General features: G+C 61.3%; 17 protein-coding genes and 1 tRNA gene. 8 read left to right on the top strand and 10 right to left on the bottom strand.

Annotated features, from left to right (window positions below):
• Positions 1–14: 14 nt before the first annotated feature.
• The 3 genes from ftsL to mraZ all read right to left on the bottom strand — a co-directional run bounded on the left by ftsL (position 15) and on the right by mraZ (position 2,138).
• A complete protein-coding gene (gene ftsL, locus ACE03M_RS02720) occupies positions 15–581 on the bottom strand; it encodes a cell division protein FtsL (RefSeq protein WP_143923788.1) in 567 nt (188 codons plus the stop codon).
• Positions 578–1,540, bottom strand: coding sequence for a 16S rRNA (cytosine(1402)-N(4))-methyltransferase RsmH (rsmH, locus tag ACE03M_RS02715; RefSeq protein ID WP_485932688.1), 963 nt, complete (start codon positions 1,538–1,540; stop codon positions 578–580). The genes ftsL and rsmH overlap by 4 nt, the downstream gene beginning before the upstream one ends.
• A gap of 166 nt (positions 1,541–1,706) precedes the next feature.
• Positions 1,707–2,138, bottom strand: a complete 432-nt coding sequence (gene mraZ / locus ACE03M_RS02710) for a division/cell wall cluster transcriptional repressor MraZ (protein WP_143923790.1) — start codon at positions 2,136–2,138, stop codon at positions 1,707–1,709.
• A 653-nt stretch (positions 2,139–2,791) separates the two neighbouring features.
• Between mraZ and ACE03M_RS02705 the strand changes: the two genes are divergently transcribed.
• Genes ACE03M_RS02705 through ACE03M_RS02695 form a run of 3 tightly spaced genes read left to right on the top strand, consistent with a single transcriptional unit; the run spans position 2,792 to position 7,270 of the window.
• Entirely contained in the window at positions 2,792–3,781 is a 990-nt protein-coding gene (locus ACE03M_RS02705; RefSeq protein ID WP_143923791.1) for an AAA family ATPase, read from the top strand.
• A gap of 4 nt (positions 3,782–3,785) precedes the next feature.
• On the top strand, positions 3,786–4,934 hold the full coding sequence (locus ACE03M_RS02700) for a DUF58 domain-containing protein (protein ID WP_143923792.1): 1,149 nt from the start codon (positions 3,786–3,788) through the stop codon (positions 4,932–4,934).
• Positions 4,898–7,270: a transglutaminase TgpA family protein gene (locus tag ACE03M_RS02695; RefSeq protein WP_485932686.1), complete on the top strand. Its 2,373-nt coding sequence runs from the start codon at positions 4,898–4,900 to the stop codon at positions 7,268–7,270. The genes ACE03M_RS02700 and ACE03M_RS02695 overlap by 37 nt, the downstream gene beginning before the upstream one ends.
• Positions 7,271–7,728: 458 nt before the next feature.
• Here the strand turns inward: ACE03M_RS02695 and ACE03M_RS02690 are convergent, their stop codons facing one another.
• The gene (locus ACE03M_RS02690) at positions 7,729–8,139 is read right to left on the bottom strand and encodes a DUF3040 domain-containing protein (RefSeq protein WP_143923794.1); all 411 of its coding nucleotides are present in this window, start codon (positions 8,137–8,139) and stop codon (positions 7,729–7,731) included.
• A 130-nt stretch (positions 8,140–8,269) separates the two neighbouring features.
• On the bottom strand, positions 8,270–9,529 hold the full coding sequence (gene dinB / locus ACE03M_RS02685) for a DNA polymerase IV (RefSeq protein WP_143923795.1): 1,260 nt from the start codon (positions 9,527–9,529) through the stop codon (positions 8,270–8,272).
• A 66-nt stretch (positions 9,530–9,595) separates the two neighbouring features.
• On the opposite strand from dinB, the gene ACE03M_RS02680 reads away from it, so the two are divergent.
• Positions 9,596–10,138 (top strand): hypothetical protein, encoded by a 543-nt coding sequence (locus tag ACE03M_RS02680; protein ID WP_260848231.1) that lies wholly within the window; start codon positions 9,596–9,598, stop codon positions 10,136–10,138.
• Positions 10,135–11,340 carry a polyprenyl synthetase family protein gene (locus ACE03M_RS02675; protein ID WP_143923796.1) on the top strand — a complete coding sequence of 402 codons (1,206 nt, stop codon included), beginning with the start codon at positions 10,135–10,137 and terminating at the stop codon, positions 11,338–11,340. Before ACE03M_RS02680 ends, ACE03M_RS02675 begins: the two co-directional genes overlap by 4 nt.
• Before the next feature lie 33 nt (positions 11,341–11,373).
• Here the strand turns inward: ACE03M_RS02675 and ACE03M_RS02670 are convergent, their stop codons facing one another.
• Positions 11,374–11,724, bottom strand: coding sequence for an Rv2175c family DNA-binding protein (locus ACE03M_RS02670; protein ID WP_143923797.1), 351 nt, complete (start codon positions 11,722–11,724; stop codon positions 11,374–11,376).
• Between the two features lie 129 nt (positions 11,725–11,853).
• On the opposite strand from ACE03M_RS02670, the gene ACE03M_RS02665 reads away from it, so the two are divergent.
• Both ACE03M_RS02665 and ACE03M_RS02660 read left to right on the top strand, forming a co-directional pair.
• Positions 11,854–12,999 carry a lytic transglycosylase gene (locus tag ACE03M_RS02665; protein WP_260848232.1) on the top strand — a complete coding sequence of 382 codons (1,146 nt, stop codon included), beginning with the start codon at positions 11,854–11,856 and terminating at the stop codon, positions 12,997–12,999.
• A complete protein-coding gene (locus ACE03M_RS02660; RefSeq protein WP_143923798.1) occupies positions 12,996–15,098 on the top strand; it encodes a protein kinase domain-containing protein in 2,103 nt (700 codons plus the stop codon). The genes ACE03M_RS02665 and ACE03M_RS02660 overlap by 4 nt, the downstream gene beginning before the upstream one ends.
• Positions 15,099–15,242: 144 nt before the next feature.
• Here ACE03M_RS02660 and ACE03M_RS02655 read toward each other — a convergent pair whose 3' ends face one another.
• From ACE03M_RS02655 to gcvH, 4 genes are read right to left on the bottom strand one after another with little or no spacing between them, the layout of a single operon-like run.
• Positions 15,243–16,637 (bottom strand): class II 3-deoxy-7-phosphoheptulonate synthase, encoded by a 1,395-nt coding sequence (locus tag ACE03M_RS02655; RefSeq protein WP_143923799.1) that lies wholly within the window; start codon positions 16,635–16,637, stop codon positions 15,243–15,245.
• Positions 16,638–16,647: 10 nt separating this feature from the next.
• On the bottom strand, positions 16,648–17,133 hold the full coding sequence (locus tag ACE03M_RS02650; RefSeq protein ID WP_143923800.1) for a bifunctional nuclease family protein: 486 nt from the start codon (positions 17,131–17,133) through the stop codon (positions 16,648–16,650).
• Between the two features lie 10 nt (positions 17,134–17,143).
• Positions 17,144–18,145: an FHA domain-containing protein gene (locus ACE03M_RS02645; protein ID WP_485932680.1), complete on the bottom strand. Its 1,002-nt coding sequence runs from the start codon at positions 18,143–18,145 to the stop codon at positions 17,144–17,146.
• Entirely contained in the window at positions 18,145–18,549 is a 405-nt protein-coding gene (gene gcvH / locus ACE03M_RS02640; protein ID WP_143923801.1) for a glycine cleavage system protein GcvH, read from the bottom strand. The genes ACE03M_RS02645 and gcvH overlap by 1 nt, the downstream gene beginning before the upstream one ends.
• 232 nt (positions 18,550–18,781) lie before the next feature.
• Between gcvH and ACE03M_RS02635 the strand changes: the two genes are divergently transcribed.
• Positions 18,782–18,855 (top strand) — tRNA-Pro (locus ACE03M_RS02635).
• Positions 18,856–18,872: the final 17 nt, after the last annotated feature.

Genomic DNA, 18,872 nt, shown 5'->3' with positions numbered 1-18,872 from the left:
CTGTCGGACTCTCCTTATTTCGGAGTTTCCTGTGCCGGTGGCGCGATGTCCTTGCTGGGACTGCCCCCGACTACTGGCAGCTTCTCATCCGATCGTAGATTGGGACGGAGGTCTTCGCGGGTATTGGCACGCGGTCCGGGGACAACTGTCGGCTTCTTTTCTCCGCTGACGTCGATCGGAGGTGCATCGATGATCTTTCCGGTCTCCGCGTCGAGGAACTCGGGCGAGGAGTCGCGGACCAGTCCGAGCTCCTCGGCCGCGATCGAGATGTTCTGCGGAGATTCGCGGTACGAATTGTCTTCGACCAGTCGATCCTTCTGCTCGGCCAACTGTTCCTTCTCGGAATTCAGTTGGTCGATCTGATACGAGGTGTGGGAGATGAAGATGTTGAGCAGCAGCACTGCCACGAGGGTGGCAACGAGGATCGCCACGCAGAGCATAGAGAACGGGACCCTGGCCTTCGGCAGCTCGAACTTCAGGAGCTTGAGCCGAGGAGGTACCGGCCGACTGGCGGACTCTTCGAGGCGCCGCGTCCGTTCAGTGACGCGGGGTTGGCGGATGGCCGCTTGAGCGTTCCTCACGATCTTGCCTCCCTGATCTTCTGTACTGCACGCAATCGCACGCTCTTGGCGCGAGGGTTCCTGTCTGCTTCGTCACTGTCGGCCAGTTCCGCACCGCGAATGATTTCGGACAGCCACGGTTGGAGTTCCTCGGGGACGACGGGCATGTCCGGCGGCGCCGAGGTGGTGGTTGCGGAACGGAATATCTTCTTCACGATCGTGTCCTCGAGGGACTGGTACGACTCGATGACCGCCACTCCCCCGATATGCAGTGCCCGCAGAGCCTCCGGCAGAGCTGTCCGCAGCACTCCGAGTTCGTCGTTGACTTCGATGCGCAGGGCTTGGAACGTTCGCTTCGCGGGGTGGGACTTCTTCTTCGTCTGGGGAAGAACCCGTCCCAACATCGCTGCGAGCTGCTCCGAGGTCTCCCAGGGCGCATCCTCACGGTCGGTGACGATGATCTTCGCGATCCGGCCGGCCATCTTCTCTTCGCCGTACTCACGGAGGATGCGCCGGAGTTCAGCTTCGGTGTAGGTGGCCAGCACCTCGGCGGCGGTCAGGCTCTGGGTTCGATCCATTCTCATGTCCAAGGGCGCCGGACGGGAGTAGGAGAACCCTCGCTCGTCCTCGTCGAGCTGCAGGGACGACACCCCGAGGTCGAGGAGAACGGCGCTGATGTGATCGACGCCGAGGTCGTCAAGTATCGCTGGGATCTCGTCATCGACGGCATGGACGATGTCGATGCGGTCGGAGAAGGGCGCAAGTCGCTTCGTGGCGATATCGATGGCCTGGGTATCGCGATCGACTCCGATGAGGTGAACATCGGGGAAGGCGGTGAGGACCGCTTCGGAGTGTCCGCCCATCCCCAGTGTTCCGTCCACGACGATCGGTGCGTGACCATTGTCTCTGGCGGCCTGGACTCCGACCCCGATGAGCTCGACCACGCGCTCCAGGAGCACTGGTACGTGCTGATCGTTCATAGGTGAGTCCTTCGTGGGTGGTGGTCGTGGGGGTGAACTGCTGGAGCCAGAACCTTGTCCGCCGCTGCCCTGGCACCGGGGAAGTGTGTCAGGACTGCCGAACTTCGGAAACGGGGAAGTTCCCCGAAACTCGAACACGGCGGGCAAGGATCAAACCCGAGCAGAATCAGATCACTCCTGGAATCACCTCGTTCTCACGTTCAGCGAATGCCTGCTGAGCGCCGACCAGGTAGTTATCCCATGTCGGTGAGTCCCAGATCTCGACGCGGTTGCCCATGCCGATCACCGCAACTTCCCGTTCAAGTGATGCGTACTGCCGCAATATGTTCGGGACCGTGATGCGCCCCTGTTTGTCCGGTTGATCCGCAAAGGCCGCCGACAGGAATACACGCTGGTAGTCGCGAGCTTCCTTATTCGTCTTCGGCGCGTTCTGGATTCGCTCATGCTCGGCTTCGAATTCCGTGGTGGGGAACAGGGTGAGGCAGTTCTCCTGTCCACGGGTCAATACGAGACCGGGCGAAAGCTCCTCCCGGAACTTTGCGGGCAGGATGAGCCGACCTTTGTCGTCGAGCTTCTGCAAATGAGTGCCCAAGAACATGTCGTCTCACCCCTTTCGAAACCCAATTGGCTCCGATAGCAACCACAGTACTCCACTTCCCTCCACCCAATCTAGTGGTTTGCCCCTACGACACCCTTGCGACCTATAAAACCCCAGGTCAGATTGGTGGAGGAAAGTGGGGAAAATTTGCGGTCGGCGAGTCGGAAGTGGTGCACAGTGGGCCTTTTGCGGCGTATTTCAACCGTCAGGATCTCCTTAACGCCGAGTCCGCGAGGTGGCCAGATCCCTGATTTTCCGCGGGAGACCGAAGCCTCGAGCTCCCCGGGGAGGGAAGTGGGGAGGGAAGTGGGGAGGGAAGTGGGGGTCTCCGGTGGAGCGAAGTGGGGAGGGATGTGGGGAGCGAAGTGGGGAGCGAAGTGGGGAGCAATGTGGAGGGGGCTGGTGGAGCCAAGTAGGGAGCGAAGTTGGGGCCCGTTCTGCAGGGCAGGGAAAGGCAGCTGCGCAGTCCCCCGACACCGGCACCGTGGCTGAGACACCAGTATCAGACCCCCATGCCGGCGCGACCGGTGACGCAGAACGCGGCTGCCCGCACGGGCCGAATGGTGACCACCCGAAAGGTCGAGCGATGACTACCCGAACGGCCGAACGATGCCCGTGTGGATGCAGGAGACGGGATAGGGGACAATGGGATCATGTCGATCAGCCAAGAAGGTACTCAGGCCAATTCCGTGATCGGTGCCGAGCACATCGAATGGGTTCAGCAACTCACCTCACGGGCACGCACAGCAATGAACGCCGTCCTCGAAGGCAAGGATGAAGCAGTCGGACTGTCCCTGGTTGCGCTCCTTGCCGGGGGCCACGTCCTCCTCGAGGACGTGCCCGGAGTCGGGAAGACTCTGTTGGCACGAGCCATGGGCAAGGTCGTCGATGGTTCGGTCAGGCGCATCCAATTCACCCCCGACCTGCTGCCGACTGACGTAGTCGGCGTGAACCTGTTCAATCAGGAGACCCGGCACTTCGAGTTCCGGCAGGGCCCCGTGTTCGCCAATATCGTCATCGCCGATGAGATCAACCGCGCTTCCCCCAAAACTCAGTCCGCGATGCTTGAGTGCATGGCCGAAGGTCAGGCCACCATTGACGGCGAGACCTACCCGATGCCATCGCCTTTCATCGTCGTCGCCACTCAGAACCCGATCGACATGGAAGGTACATACGCGCTTCCCGAAGCACAGCGGGACCGCTTCATGACTCGAATCTCGCTGGGCTACCCCGAAACTGCTGACGAGATCGACCTCCTGGACAACCAGATCGAGCACGATCCGCTTTCCAGCGCAACTCCGGTGACCAGCCTCGAGCAGATCAACCAGGCCCGGGGAATCGTCCGACATGTCAGTGCAGCCAGAGAGCTGCGCGAATACATCGTCGCCATCCTCCATGCCAGCCGCAACGACGAGGCCATCCTTCTCGGCTGCTCGCCCCGAGGCGGTGTCCACCTTCTCCGCGCGGCCAAGGCTCGCGCCGCGCTCTCGGGACGGACCTTCGTGACTCCGGATGATATTCAGGCTCTGGCCCCCTACATCTTGGCTCACCGGATCATCCCGCGCGATGGTGACGATTCGGAGCTGGCAGCCGAACTGATCGGCCGTCTCCTGGCCCGCGTGCCCATTTCGACGGTTCAGTGACCACATGCGTCTGAGCACCTCAGGAATCATCTTCGTCCTCGCCGGAGTCGCACTGATCATCACCGCGTATCGGTTCGCACTCCCCGGGCTGCTGCCTGCTGGAATTCTGCTTCTCGCACTGGTCATCCTTTCGGCGCTGCTGATCACCTGGGGCGCCCGCCGCGTTTCGATCACACTGCGGACTGGACTGCCTACTGTGGCACTGCCTCAGTCAAGAGACCGCTACCCGCTTGCCCACGAGGGGAAAGAGGTCCAGGTCGAGGCACTGGTGACCAACACCGGACGTCTGGCCATCCCGTCCTCGACAATCAGCTTCGTGGCTGGCGAGGGCTTCGGCGATTCCACTGTCGGGCAAGTTCCACCTCTGGCACACGGAGCTTCTCAGACCGTCCTGACGTCCTTCACCCCGAATCGTCGTGGTCTCAGCGGAGTGGAAACTGTATTGATCACTGTCTCTGGCCCCTTCGGCCTTGTGACGAGGAAGAAGAAGGTCATCGCCGGCTACCCGGTAGCTGTCTCAGTGCCGATCCTTCCCGCACGGATTCCCACTGACTCGGCGATCAGACCGGCCCGCTTGGATGACGGCAAGGTCCGTGCCGGCCACACTGCTCGGGACTTCCACACGCGAGAATACGTTCCCGGAGACGATCTCCGACACGTCCATTGGCCGAGCACCGCGAAGTCCGGTGAGCTCATGGTCCGTCACGAAGCCGACGAGGAGACGCTCTACGCTCTCATCGTCGTCGATCTCGAGGGTGACGGTGACCGACCGGACGCCCTTGAAATCGAATTCCTCCTGGCCGCGGCGGCCGCAGCCGGCACGGCTTTCCTGCGTGCTGGCTACGAGGTCTTCGTCGTCACACCCGGCCATCAGATCAGGTTCAAAGGACAGCGCGATATCGACAGACTGCGATTGCTCACCGCCCTCGTCGAGGCCGGCCGAGTGCAACTGCCTTCCCATGACAACCCCAACCACATCGTCATCTGCGCCGTCGACGACGCTCGCGGGAAGGAGCTGGCGGCCCAATTCTCCCGGCGCGTTCCGGTGACCGTCCGAAGCCTCGACGACATCAATGACCTGACGATGGTGGGACTGAGCGAGGATCTGCCCGAATCATGGACCGCATTCGATTCGAAGCGGGTGAAGCGATGAACCCCGAAACATCAGAGAGTGCAGACAGACATTCCCCGGCTTGGCTCGAGGCCTGTGCAGTATTCGTAGCCATGGTCTTGGCCGCGATCGGACTCTCCGCCGTCTTCTCCGACTTCGCGTGGCTTCCCTCCGTGCTCATCTCGATTCTCCTGATCGTTCTGGTCGGCGCGATCTTCCGCAGTGTCCCGGTCCTTCGGGCCACCGGAGCTGCCGTCATCGCGCAGTGCGTGGTGGGTCTGATCGCAGTCCTCGTGCTATGTGCACCGAGCACGCTCATTCTCGGCGTCGTGCCCACCGGCAGCTCATTCACCACCGTGATCGATCTCCTGTCCTCGGGAGTCAGCGACCTGTACGCAACGACTCCCCCAGCGCCCAGCACTCCTGGCTTCACCACGATGCTCACGATTGCGTTCACTCTGATCACCATCCTCATCGACGGACTCGTCTCCGACCTCAGAGCTCCTAAGGTGAGCGGCGTTCTGCTCCTGGTGCTGTGGATGATCCCGGTCTTCTTCGCCCCCACCCAGGTGAGGTGGTGGCACGTCGTCGCCATCTTGGCGGCTTTCCTCATCCTCATACTCAGCCCCTACTTCCCTGCAGCGAAGTGGCGCGGCGGTCTGACCGCAACCGTGGCTGGAGCTGTGGCCGTTGCAATCGGCATCGGAGCTCCCGTGCTCCTGCCGGAGGTTCCGACCCTGCCTGATCGCGCAGCGAGCGACAAGGGCGATCTCACCGTGACGAACCCGTTCCTCGACCTGCGTGCCGATCTCGGTGACCGCGACGATTCGACCCTGTTCAACTACACCACTTCGGAATCCGAAGGGCAGCCGATCAGGCTGACCTCGATCAACTCCTTTGACGGCCAGTCGTGGGCACCGACCCCGTTCCCGCTCGACCCCTTTGCGATCGCGAACGAGGGATTGCCCTGGCCGCAGGGACTGCCACGTGAGAAGAACTACAACGAAGAGCGCATCGACGTCACAGTCTCTGACGAATACGATCAGCAGTATCTTCCCACCCCGTACGCCCCACAACAGCCAACTGGCTTGGACCGGCGCTGGATCTATGACGAGACGTCGCTGACAATCGTCGGCAATGGCGAGAAGTCGGGTGGACAGGACTACTCGATGGAGTATCTCTCCATCAATCCCGATGTCAACGATCTGCAGAGCGCGGCACCGGTGAACTCCAGCGATTTCGAGACGGAACTCGAAGTTCCCGACAGTCTGCCGGGCAGCGTGAAGGAAACCGCTGAGAAGATCACCGCGGACGCAGACAACCAATGGGAAGCCGCCGTCTTGCTCCAGGCCTACTTCCGAAGCGGCGACTTCGAATACTCGCTGGATGCTCCCGAAAAGGCCAGCGGAGATGCGATCTCTGACTTCCTCGTCGATAAGAAGGGGTACTGTGTTCAGTTCTCGTCGGCCATGACGATCATGGCTCGGACGATGGGAATTCCGGCACGCATCGGCGTCGGTTACGGCGAAGGCACCAAGAGCGGTGAAGGCTTCGAGGTCAGCATGCAGGATTCGCATGCGTGGCCGGAACTGTACTTCGAGGGAGCCGGATGGGTCCGCTTCGAACCCACTCCAGGCGGTCCAGCCGGCGAGCCGCCGAAATGGACGGTCGCCAGCGGCAGCACCGGAGGGGACTCCGAGGAGGATTCCGAAGAGACCTCGTCACCGTCTGAGGAGCCCACAAAGGGCTCTGAGGAATCGGAAGCGGCGGAATCCGAGAGCTCCAGCCCCGAAACAACAGCGGCTGGGGAACCAGCTGGTGCGAATCTCGGTACGTACCTGTGGGCGGGTCTCATCGTGCTTGCGATCGTGCTGCTTGCGGCGATTCCGGCTCTGTGGAGACTCATTCTGCGTCGTCGACGCACACGTGACCCTGACAAACTTGAGAAGGTCTGGACGGAGATACGGGCGCTGTCGACCGACTATGGTCAGAGCCTCGACCCCAGCCGAACGTTGCGATACAACGAACTCGTGTTGGCCAGCAGAGCCGGTGGAGGGACCGCTGAATCCGAGGACCCCACTGCGGAACCTGGTTCTTCGTCTTCTGACGCGCGTGGCGATTCCAGTGATGGATTCACCGCGCTGCGCAGTCCGGCCCCGCCGTCAGGGTCACGCAGCGCCGGCGATGACACTGCATTGTCAGCCTTCGTCGACGCTCTTGAAACCCAGCGCTACGGCGCGAGTGAGAAGAGCATCTCGTCAACAGAGGTCAGTGCCCTCATCGACGAGGTCAGGACCGACCTCGCAGAAAACGCGTCTCCCGGAAAAAAGATCACCGCCAGAATCTGGCCGGCAAGCATCTTCAATCCACCGCGCTGATTGCGATGCCCTGTTGCTGCCCCGGATGCCTTCCGCGTCCGGGGCAGCAACTATTCCATGACTGCGTCCGTTCGAGGCAGCGCATGTTCAAGGTGCCATCGTTACAGCCCCCATTGGGCGCGGCTCTCCCGGCCGCCATCTGATGACCGCAGGTGTCCTCCGAGCGCATCGGAGTGCCCCTACCCGTGGACTGTACCTGCGGACGCCGACACAGGCCGAAGACGATGCGAGACGGCGCTGCCTATGCCGAAGCCAATGCGTCATGATTCCTGCTGATTCCGATGCACTATAGAGCACGAAAAAGCGCCCTCTCTGCAGAGGACGCTTCACTTGGGTGGATTGTGTACCAGGCCTTAATCGCAGGGTATCCGCGAACAATGACGATCGGCTCACAAGTCATCCGTCTGCCAATCAGTCTCGGCAGCCAGTCTCAGCGGCTCGACCGAGTGCCGCGAAAATCATTCGCCGCGCTGGCGCTTCTCCCACCGGTCTTCGATCCGATTCATGAAACCGGACGGCCCCTTGGCTTCAGACTGGGGACCTTTCGACGGCTGAGCTCGCTTGGCTTTGTCGCCCACCTGACGCGGACGGCTGAAAGCCCAGTACATTCCGGCAACCATCAGCCCGAAGCCGACGACACCGAGGATGATCCACCATGTGCTGTTCGTCACCATCGAAATGGCGAAGATCACTGCGGCGAGTCCTACAAGCGTGAGCAGAATACCCAGCACGAATCGCTTCGCGGAGAACCCCGGCCCATTAGCTGCTGCCTGGGTTTCTGAAATGTTGCGTGCGAAACGTGGGTCTTCACTGCGCAGCTGCTTCTCCAACTGATCGAGCAGCTGCTGTTCGTGATCGGAGAGTGGCATCTCGAACCCCCGTTTCCTTACTATGGCCTGATGACACAATCATAGTCTCTGAACACTGAAAAAACATCTTGAGGACCGTTGCATCCCCTGGATTCTCACTGCGTCCTCAGACTATGAGGCACCTCACCTCCTAAACGTGGTCAGGACCCGTATTTTCGGGGTCAGGGTGCCTTCTGAGCAGAGACGCCTGCGAGATCGAAGCGGTCCCGAATTTTTTCCGCACATCGTCAAGAGCAACCTCTGCTTCCCTGCCTGAGTGCTCGGCCTCGTCCAATTTCGCCTGTCTGCCGCTGGCTGCGAAGTCCATCAGACCGGCTGCGCGGATACCCAGCAGGCGCACTCCCTTGGATTTCTGCTCCCGCAGGTTCCTCATTGCCGGCCGCAAGGCCTCATAGATCTCACGGGCGAGGTCGGTGGGAGCATCAAGAGTGATCGATCGCGACAATGTGGTGAAATCACCGAGTCGATATTTCAGCCCCAAAGTGGTGGCGACCTTGCCTTCGGCCCGAACCCTGTGCGCAACTTTGTCCGACAGCCGCAGCAGCTCGTGCTCAAGCTGACTCAGATCCCAGACGTCGTCATTGAAGGTGTGCTCAGCGCTGATCGACCGGTCCTTCACCTGCCTGTCCATACCATGTGAGTCCAGTCCGTGGGCGCTGCGCCACAGATGATGGCCGTGGGCGCCGAATACCCGACCTGCCCACGCTTCGTCGACTGCGGCTAAGTCCCCGATCAGACGTATGCCGTACTTGAAGAACCCATCCTTCGTCTTCTCCCCCACTCCCGGAAGCGCTTCGATCGGCATCGGATCGAGGAACTCCTGAGTCGCCGACAGCGGGACGAGCAGTTGTCCGCGCGGTTTGGCACGGGTGGATGCGAGCTTCGCCACGACTCGACTGCCGGCGATCCCCACAGATGCGTTCAGCCCCGTCTGTGCTTCGATCTCGGCTCGAAGCTCGGAAGTGATCACCACCGGCGATCCCAATCTGCGCACCGCTGCTGACACGTCGATGTACGCTTCGTCGACACTCACCTGGTGAAAATCAGGTGTCACCTCGCCCACCAGGTCGAAGACCTTCTGGGAATACGAGGAGTACAGGCCATGCGAAGGAGGAATCACCTCGGCGAAGGGACAGAGACCCATCGCCCGACCCATGGGCATGGCCGCGTGCACGCCGAACTCACGAGCCTCATAGCTCGCCGAAACCACGACGCCCCGCCCGCTGCGACCGCCGACGATAACGGGTCGACCGAGAAGTTCCGGGCGGCTCAGAAGCTCCACCGACACGAAGAAAGAATCCATGTCCAGGTGGAGCATCGTGGCTCCGGCATCGTCCGTCCCGAGACGGCTGAGATCGCCACCGGATCGTGACAGCTGTTTACGACTCATCGAGCACTCATGTGTCTGCGTTGGCTCCTTTCGGCTCCCGTCGCCGAGTCCGGGTAGTCTGTAGTCATGGTAACGCGCGCCACTGTCATGACATTGCCCCTCGCCGCCGCTCTCCTCCTCGCAGGATGTTCTGGACCGGCCAACGAGGCGGCCGAAGGATCACCCACTCCGGAGAAGACCCAGTCTTCGGCCGCAGCCTCGACGTCCGAAGGTTCGGAGGCTGCGAGCAGCGATCAGCCGAGCAAGGAATCCGAGGCTGCCGACACCGACGTCGAAGATCTCCCGAAATACCTCAAGCCCTACCCGGACTCGACTGTGCTGTCGAGCGCCCGTGCGAAGGCCGAGAACGGAGCCGATTCAGGAAAGCTCGAAGAGGTCAGCCTAGTCATGAGCGCCAAGGCCGAGCCCAAGGACATCTTCACGTTCTATTCCAAGGCCCTGAAGAAGGCCGGATTCGAAACGTATGGCGACGAGATAAAGACGAAGAGCGCCCAGGTCGTGAACTTCCGACACAAGGACAATGAAGGACTGCTCGTCGTCACAATCGCCAAGGACCCCTCAGAGAAGGCGAATTCGATCGTGACGGTCGGCGGGAACATCGTTCCATGATGGGTGCCGATTCTCCGTCAGCGGTTAGGGCGGAGACCGCGGAGACACCAGAGGCTTCCGACCGGAACCGCACCATCGAAGCCCTCGAGTCACCCGAATCCATTGCGGCCGAGGTATCGACGAGAATCGAAGGATTCCTCGCATCGAAGGCGGCCGAGTTCCTCACGATCTCACCCGATGCGCACGACATCGGGCGTGCGCTCCTCGACTTCACACGGGGCGGGAAGATGATCCGTCCGGTCCTGCTGTGGTGGGGCTACCAGCTGGCAGCCGGAGACGATCCTTCAAGGGACAGGATGACCGGCGGCGTCGCCGAGGCCGCCGGATCACTCGAACTTCTCCACGCGGCCGCTCTCATCCATGACGACGTCATCGACCATTCCGATACGCGTCGCGGCAAGCCGGCACTGCATCGCCAATTCGAGTCCCATCACGCCGAACGCAGCTATCAAGGCGGAGCCGAGCCCTTCGGAATCGCGGCCGCCATCGTCGTCGGAGACATCTGCCTCGCCCTCAGCGAAGAGCTCTTCGAGAGGTCCCAGACAGTCCTGGGCATCACGCCCTTGGCACGAGATCTGCGTGCCACGCTCCGCAGGGACGTGATGGTCGGGCAGTACCTCGACGTCCTGGCCGAGGTGGTCCCGCTTGAGGACGAACGCATCGGAGAAAGGGCCTGGGAGGTTCTCAGCTACAAGTCCGCGAAGTATTCGGTCGAACAACCACTCCTTCTCGGCGCGGCCTTGGGAGGTGCCGACGAGGAACAGCTTGCGGAGATCTCCAAGTTCGGATTCCCGCTCGGGCAGGCATTCCAGCTTCGCGACGACGTGCTCGGCATCTTCGGCGATCCCGCTGCCACCGGGAAACCAGCCGGCGATGACATCCGTGAGGGCAAACGCACCGTGCTCATCGCCGAGAGCATGAAGAACCTTCGCCCTGAGCAGGTTCAGGTCATGGCCGAGCGTCTGGGAGACCCGCATCTCTCCGATGACGAGGTCGACGAGTGCGTGGTGATGCTCACCGAATCGGGCGGTCTCGACGCGGTCGAATCCTTCATTCGGACCAAGTACGACGAAGCACTGTCCGTCGTCCGCGAATGGGCGGATAGAGGTGCCCACGCTGACACAACACGGACAACGATCGGCGCCACGGCCCAGAGGCAGCTCGAGGGATTCGCCAAGTCTCTCAGCTATCGGACGAGCTGAGAGACCCTGCTGAGCGACTAGAAGGCTGAGGTATCAGAAGGCCAGGGCCTGGGCCCGCCGTCTGACCTCTTTGCGATTGCCCGCCCGCAGCAGATCGATGGGACGCCCTGGCAGAGAATCATCCGGGGTGAAGAGCCAGGCGATGGACTCGTGGTCGTCGAAGCCCGCATCCCGCAATGTGCTCAGCGTGCCCTTCAACGGGGTCAGCACCGAGCCGTCGACGAAGAACGCCGTCGGCACCTTCATCACTTTGGGTGTCCCGTGCTTATAGCCGCAGATCGCGCCGTCTTCCAAGAGCCTGCGCACCTGCATGATGCCAAGACCCGTCGACTCGGCGATATCTGGCAATGTGGCCCAATCCTGGACGAGTTCTTCCGTATTCACATCCTCAAGCCTAGCAATATTTGAGAGAAACACCCCGCCATGCGGAGTCGAATGCTCGGGTGCAGGCCGGGCACTCGATAGTCTGGAGTGTGAAACTTCCCCATCCGATATGAAGTCAACAGGTGACAGATGACACGTATGCGACGGAATCCTCAGGTGCCCGTTACCGCCGCTCCTGACATCCGTGCTGCTTCAAAGGTGAATTCCACCGGCCCAATTCCGGGACTCACCGACCCCATCCCCACGGATCATGACAACGCTGACCTCGACTTCGCCGAGGCGGCCCCCTCCCCCCGTACCGACGACCTTGAGAGCTCTCGCGGCACACCGAACGACGCCCCAGCGACGTCATCGGTGACTGCCCCGGGGCCGCAATGGACGTCTGGAACAAGCGGCGAGACCATTCCAGTGACTCACGGCGGTCGCACCTACAAAACCAGAGAAGGCGACACTCTGTACGGAGTCGCCAGCAAACATGGCGTTTCCGTGCCCGCTCTGGCTGAGCTCAATCGCATCTCGCCGCGTCAGAATCTCCATCAGGGTCAGGTGCTGTCCCTGCCTGAGAAGAACGACCTGCCCGATACCGACCCTTCGCATGTCGTCGCGCCGGGCGAAACTCTGCCCGGAATCGCCGCCAGACATCAGATGTCGCCCGGCAGCCTGCGTCGTGCGAATTCGATGGGCGACGACTCGTTCCTCCAGGTCGGCGAGCTGCTGCTGCTCAGAGATTCGACGGCTCGACGGCATCGCACACCGCCCCAACCACCGACCGATATTCCGCGCGTCGCCACGAGCGCACAGGTCGAGGGCATCAGGCCCACTGTGCTCGCAGCCGCACGACTGAACAAATTCACTCTCCTGCAGAGAACACATCCGGCACCAGCCCAGGCCCGATTCATCATTGCATCCATCGCCGAAGAACTCGGAGCCGACCCGGCACTGATGCAGGCGGTTGCCGCGCAGGAATCAGGTTTCCAGCACACCACGGTCTCGGCTGGGAATGCCATCGGCATCATGCAGGTCACTCCTCGATCGGGCAGGTGGGCCAGTGACATCGTCGGCCGCAGTCTCAATCTCCTTGATCTCGGCGACAACATCGTTGCGGGCACCGTCATCCTGGGGTGGCTGATCGAAACTGCAGAATCGGAGAACGAGGCGCTGGCCGGCTACTATCAGGATCTTCGCTCCGTGAGGTCCGAGGGATTGCTGCCCGAGACGAAAGCCTTCGTCCGCGCCGTTCAAATGCAGCGACAGCGAATGCAGGAGGCGCTATGAGTGCCCGCACGGATCCGCTCATCGGCACCATTCTCAATGACCGGTACAGCATCGACGCGAAGATCGCGCGCGGTGGAATGGCCATGGTCTACCGCGGCACAGATCTGCGCCTTGACCGTGAGATCGCAATCAAGGTCATGCATGACCACCTCATCAGCGACGACACCTTCGTCGAAAGGTTCCGACGCGAGGCCATCAACGCCGGACGGCTGACCCACCCGAATCTCGTGGCTATCCATGACCAGGCCCGCGACGGCGACACGGTCTATCTTGTGATGGAGTACCTGCCGTCGGTGACTCTGCGCCGCGAGCTCAAGCACCGGGGCACCTTCACTCCGCGTCAGGCGATCGTCGTCCTCGATGCGATCCTCGCCGCACTCGAAGCAGTCCATTCCACGGGAATCATCCATCGCGATCTCAAACCCGACAACGTACTCCTCGGCACCGATGGTCAGGTCAAGCTCGCGGACTTCGGCTTGGCGCGCGCCGTCACCACCGCGACGACGACCAAGACTCTGATCGGCACCGTCGGATATGTGGCGCCTGAGCTCGTCACGCGTACTGGTGCGGATATCCGCACCGACCTCTACACGGTCGGCATCATGTTCTACGAGATGCTCACCGGGATGCAGCCGTATACGGATGAAGTCCCCATCCAAGTCGCCTACCGCCACGTACATGATTCCGTACCGCCTCCGTCAGACCAGGTCGCCGGACTGAGTCCGCGCCTCGACGCCCTGGTGCTGTGGGCGACGTCGAAGGATCCCGCCGACCGTCCCGATGACGCCGCGCAGTTCCGTCATGCCCTTGCCGAGGCCCGCTCCGAGATGAGCGAGAGCGAACTCGACCTCGGCGATCCCAATGTCGTACCCGGTGAGCACTCCCCCGCACTGACAGCGAGCATCGATCTCGGAGCTGAAGCTCCGAAGGAGAAGAGATCGCGCACCGACGAGATCCCCTACCTCGAGAACGACGAAGACAACGAGAACGCCGAGGCGAACCACTCCGATACTGACACCGACCAAGAGTCTGGTGCGGCGGGCACAAACGCAGCGGCTGGTGCCGCAGGCATCGGTGCCGCTGGTGTGGGTGCGGCTGGTGTGGGTGCGGCTGGTGCCGCTGCCGTATCAGAGGCAGACGATACGGGGAGCTCCTCCGACGGTGCGTCCCAGGAGAACACCGATCACGGTGACGAGAACGAACCCGAGCACGGCGAAGACAAGGCCGATGAGAAGACCACAGTCGCGGCGGCTGCAGGCACAGCCTCGGCAACTGCAGCACCGGCCCGTCGACGCAGACGACGACTGGCTGCAACCGTCGGCGCGGCGTTGCTCGTGCTCGCCCTTGTGGCCTGGCTGGTCATCGCAAACCTTCCCGCGCCCACCTCGATCGTGCCTGCCCAGCTGGCGGGCAAGGACCTTGACAAGGTGACCACGCAGATCGAGGACACCGGTCTCGACGCTCAGCCGAAGGAAGTCTTCGATGACAGCGTCCCAGCTGGTGTCGTCATCGGGACCGACCCGGTGGGCGGATCCGAACTTGCCCCGGACTCGACCGTCACGGTCGTCGTGTCCAAGGGCGAAGAGATGTTCGCCGTTCCCAAGCTTGAAGGTCTCAGCGCCGACGAGGCCGAGGCCGCACTGAAGAAGGCCGAGTTGAAGCTCGGCAAGGTGGACGAAGAGTACAGCGATTCGGTCGACAACGACGATGTCATCAAAGCGTCGAAGAAACCAGGCGAGGATCTGTCCAAGGGCACCGAGGTCGATCTCGTCGTGTCCAAGGGTGTCGAGCCGACTCCCGTGCCCAATGTCGAGGGCCTGACCTTCGAAGCCGCATATGCGACCTTGGCCAAACGCGGATTCCGTGTGGGCAAGGACGAGGTCTTCTCCGACGACATCCCCAAGGGCAAAGTGGTCTCACAGTGGCCGAAGAGCTCTGAGGCGAAACCCTATGACTCTCTCATCATCGTCCGCGTCTCCAAGGGCAAGGAGAAGAAGGAAGAGTCCAAGGACGACAAGAAGGACGAAAAGAAGGACGAAAAGAAGAAGGACGACGCCAAGGACAGCAAAAAGGACGAAGATAAGAAGAAGGACGACTGATCTGATCGATCAGGACCCTTCCCCGCTGCAAGTCTTTTCCAGAAGCCGAATGAAATAGCAGGTGGCCGTGCGATTCGTTCGCACGGCCACATGTTTAGCTGTTGTCTGAGAAGACGAGTCGACGCCTGTCAGCCGACACCCGGATCAGTTGCGACGAGTCAGGTACTCCGCGACCTGGAAGGCCATCTCGAGAGACTGGTCGTGATTGAGACGAGGATCGACGAGTGTCTCATAGCGACGGCGCAGCCCCTCGTCGTCGATCTCGGTCGCTCCGCCCATGATCTCTGTGACGTCGTCACCGGTGAGTTCGATGTGCAGTCCGCCCGGAATGGTCCCAGCTTCCTGGTGGGCGCTGAAGAATCCTTCGACTTCGGCCATGACATCTTCGAATCGGCGGGTCTTGTACCCGGTATTCGAGGTGATGGTGTTGCCGTGCATTGGATCGCAGACCCAGGTCACGTGCGGCAGGCGGTCACCGACTCCGGCAAGCAGCTTCGGCAGCGCCTCGGTGATCTTCCCTGCGCCCATGCGAGTCACGAAAGTCAGCCGGCCGGGCTCGGCACTCGGGTCGAGCTTCTCAGCTAGTGCCAGTGCTTCGTCCGCGGTGGCCGTCGGACCGAGCTTGACGCCGATAGGATTGCGGACCTTCGACAGGAAATCCACGTGGGCTCCGTCGACGTCACGGGTGCGTTCGCCGATCCACAGGAAATGTCCGGACACGTCGTATGCTTCGCCTGTCCGCGAGTCGATCCGCGTCAGTGCACGTTCGTATTCGAGCAGAAGAGCCTCATGAGCGGCGTAGAACTCGGTAGTCCTCAACGCATCGAAGTCAGCGCCGCAAGCGTCCATGAAGCGGATGGCACGATCGATCTCGCGCGCAGTCTGCTCATAGCGCTGGTAGCCCGGGTTCGATGTCAGGAATCCGCGATTCCACTCGTGGACGAGGCGCAGGTCTGCGAAACCACCCTGAGTGAAGGCACGGATGAGATTGAGCGTGGACGCAGAGACATGGTATCCCTGCAGCAGTCTCGCTGGATCGTGACGGCGTGACTCCTCGGTGAACTCATAGCCGTTGACGATGTCGCCGCGGTATGAGGGAAGCGTGACGCCGTCGCGCGTCTCCATATCCGCGGACCGGGGTTTGGCAAACTGGCCGGCCATGCGACCGATCTTGACGACCGGCATCGAACCGCCGTAGGTGAGCACCGCCGCCATCTGCAGCACAGTCTGCACTCGGGCGCGGATCTTGTCAGCTTGAGCGCCGGCAAAGGACTCGGCGCAGTCGCCACCGGCTAGGACGAAGGCCTCGCCACGAGAAGCAGCTGCAATTCGCTGTTTGAGGACGTCGGCCTCGCCCGCGAAGACCAGCGGAGGAGAGCTGCGCAGACTGGTCAGCGAATCGTCGAGGGCCTGGCCATCGAGATAGGTCGGCTGCTGCTGCGGATTCATCTCACGCCAGTCGTCTAGACCGCTGAGATCGTTCGTGCCCGCTGGGGCGCTGTCCCTGTTGGCGAATACCGGATCGATATGGAGGCTCACAATCGTTCTTTCATGGTGTTTCGGTACCGGTTTCGAAGTCCTCGGCAGAGACGTTGTCGAGGAAGTCCCGGAACTGGGCCACTTCCTCTTCGTCAGCCGCTGGTGCTTCGATTCCGGACTCTTCGAGAAGTTCTGAATCGACGTAGACGGGACACTGTGCCGTGAGAGCCAGTGTCACCGCGTCAGATGGTCGTGCCGAGATCGACTTTCCATCGTTCGTATGAAGTTCGGCCAGGAATATCTGCCCATCGCGGCCGGTGATTGTCACGTCGGACAATGATGCCTCATATGCTTCGAGCGTGTCGAGCAGCAGCGCATGTGCCATCGGTCGCGGCGGGGTCAGGCCCCGCTGCGCGATCGAGAGTGCATTTGCTTCGATGGCTCCGACCCATATCGGCAGATAGTAGGCCGGTTCAGTTGCTTTGAGCAAAAGGATCGGCTGGTTGGCTGGCATCTCGATGCGAACACCAACAACCTCAACTTCGATGTTTGACATTATCCCCCGGTCAGGAGCGCGGACGCTGCTGGAAAATCATCCGGAACTTGCCGATCTGCACATCGGCTCCGTTCTGCAGTTCAATGGAATCGATGAGCTGACGGCCCACATAGGTTCCGTTGAGCGACCCGGTGTCGCGAAGCGTGAATCCGCTTGGAGTTCGAATGAACTCGGCGTGCTTGCGCGAGACTGTGACATCGTCAAGGAAGATGTCCGCATTCGGGCTGCGACCCACCGTCACCACATCTGTGTCGAGCAGAATCTGCGAACCCGAGTCCGGGCCCGAGACGACGACGAGCAGCGCATCTGTGTCCTGTAGACCTTCAAGGTCGGGCACTGGGTGAATCTCGCCGGTATGCGGATCCAGAATTCCATGGAACTGCTGGCTGCCGGAATCGTTGGAGACCGGCGCGTCGTTGCCGTACTGCTGGCCCTGACCGTTCCCGTTGTACGGGTTCTGGCCCCGGCTGCCATACTGCGGCTGATTGCCCTGACCGTTTGGATCCTGTGGAATATAGCCACCGCCCTGGGGCTGATTGCCCTGAGGAGGGTACTGACCCTGATCCTGCTGGTGCTGAGGCTGTCGATATGAAGGCTGCTGGCCCTGTTGATATGGAGGCTGCTGACCGTTGTTGTACTGACCCGGCTGCCCCTGGTTCTGCTGGGCACCATACTGACCGTAGCCTGGCTGCTGCGCGCTGTTCTGCTGCGGAGCATTGCCGTACTGCGGTGCCTGCGATCCGTTGTTCACGGGCTGCTGACCGTAGGGAGGTGTCTCCTGCGAAGCCGGTCCGCCCTGCGGCTGTGACTGGGCATAGTTCTGGGCGTTGCCCTGGCTGCCGCCGCCGTTCTGACCGTGTGGGTCGACCAGCGGGTTGTGACGCGTCTCGGGGTCCCTGCTCTCATCGCCATTGCCGGCGCCGAACGGAAACTTCTTCGATTGCGGCACTTGACCGTTGTCATACCAGGTCTGCGAGGGGTTGGGACGACCTTGATCGTTATTCTGCGACATTACGCCTCCTCGCTCTTAATGAGCTCTTGGTACTGCTCGCTGTCCAACAGCGCGTCGACCTGCTCTGGATCACTGAGTTCGACGAGATACATCCAACCGTCCTGGAATGGGGATGAATTCACGGTCTCGGGAGCGTCGTCGAGTCCTTCGTTGACTTCCGTGACCGAACCGGACACGGGTGCGATGAGATCGGACACGCTCTTCGTGCTCTCAACCTCACCACAGGATTCTCCAGCAGTGGTCTTATCGCCGACATCAGGAAGATCGACATACACGACATCACCCAGCTGTTCCTGGGCAAAATCGGTGATACCCACCCGCACAACTGCACTGTTGTCCGTGGTCTCGACCCATTCGTGGTCGCGCGAGTATCGCAAGGACACTGGATAATCCAGGTTTGCCATGTCGACTCCTCTTAGCTTGTTGGTCCTCCAAGCATAGCCGCCTGAGGTGGTTTCATAACAATCACGAAACAGAAATGTTACCGATCCTCGGGACCAGCCCAGGCTCGCACCCGCCTCTCACGTGACTACCTGGGATGATACCCGTTTTTTCGAGGTCACGAAACGCGGTTTTGGCACTTGGCCGGGGATCGTTATAGGCTGGGTCTCGTTGCTTTCCGAAGCAGCACGGAAACGGGCTATAGCGCAGCTTGGTAGCGCGCTTCACTGGGGGTGAAGAGGTCGTGGGTTCAAATCCCGCTAGCCCGACTGTGTGATGTGTCGGG

This window comes from Brevibacterium sp. AGC70, from assembly GCF_057334195.1.
The sequence above is the reverse complement of the archived record's forward strand: the minus strand, read 5'-3'. Positions and strand labels throughout refer to the sequence as shown.

What these genes read in the sequence shown, in the direction of transcription:
- rsmH (WP_485932688.1), bottom strand. Translation starts at nt 1,540, where the DNA reads ATGAACGATCAGCACGTACCAGTGCTCCTGGAGCGCGTGGTCGAGCTC.
- mraZ (WP_143923790.1), bottom strand. Translation starts at nt 2,138, where the DNA reads ATGTTCTTGGGCACTCATTTGCAGAAGCTCGACGACAAAGGTCGGCTC.
- ACE03M_RS02705 (WP_143923791.1), top strand. Translation starts at nt 2,792, where the DNA reads ATGTCGATCAGCCAAGAAGGTACTCAGGCCAATTCCGTGATCGGTGCC.
- ACE03M_RS02700 (WP_143923792.1), top strand. Translation starts at nt 3,786, where the DNA reads ATGCGTCTGAGCACCTCAGGAATCATCTTCGTCCTCGCCGGAGTCGCA.
- ACE03M_RS02695 (WP_485932686.1), top strand. Translation starts at nt 4,898, where the DNA reads ATGGACCGCATTCGATTCGAAGCGGGTGAAGCGATGAACCCCGAAACA.
- ACE03M_RS02690 (WP_143923794.1), bottom strand. Translation starts at nt 8,139, where the DNA reads ATGCCACTCTCCGATCACGAACAGCAGCTGCTCGATCAGTTGGAGAAG.
- dinB (WP_143923795.1), bottom strand. Translation starts at nt 9,529, where the DNA reads ATGAGTCGTAAACAGCTGTCACGATCCGGTGGCGATCTCAGCCGTCTC.
- ACE03M_RS02680 (WP_260848231.1), top strand. Translation starts at nt 9,596, where the DNA reads ATGGTAACGCGCGCCACTGTCATGACATTGCCCCTCGCCGCCGCTCTC.
- ACE03M_RS02675 (WP_143923796.1), top strand. Translation starts at nt 10,135, where the DNA reads ATGATGGGTGCCGATTCTCCGTCAGCGGTTAGGGCGGAGACCGCGGAG.
- ACE03M_RS02665 (WP_260848232.1), top strand. Translation starts at nt 11,854, where the DNA reads ATGACACGTATGCGACGGAATCCTCAGGTGCCCGTTACCGCCGCTCCT.
- ACE03M_RS02660 (WP_143923798.1), top strand. Translation starts at nt 12,996, where the DNA reads ATGAGTGCCCGCACGGATCCGCTCATCGGCACCATTCTCAATGACCGG.
- ACE03M_RS02650 (WP_143923800.1), bottom strand. Translation starts at nt 17,133, where the DNA reads ATGTCAAACATCGAAGTTGAGGTTGTTGGTGTTCGCATCGAGATGCCA.
- ACE03M_RS02645 (WP_485932680.1), bottom strand. Translation starts at nt 18,145, where the DNA reads ATGTCGCAGAATAACGATCAAGGTCGTCCCAACCCCTCGCAGACCTGG.
- gcvH (WP_143923801.1), bottom strand. Translation starts at nt 18,549, where the DNA reads ATGGCAAACCTGGATTATCCAGTGTCCTTGCGATACTCGCGCGACCAC.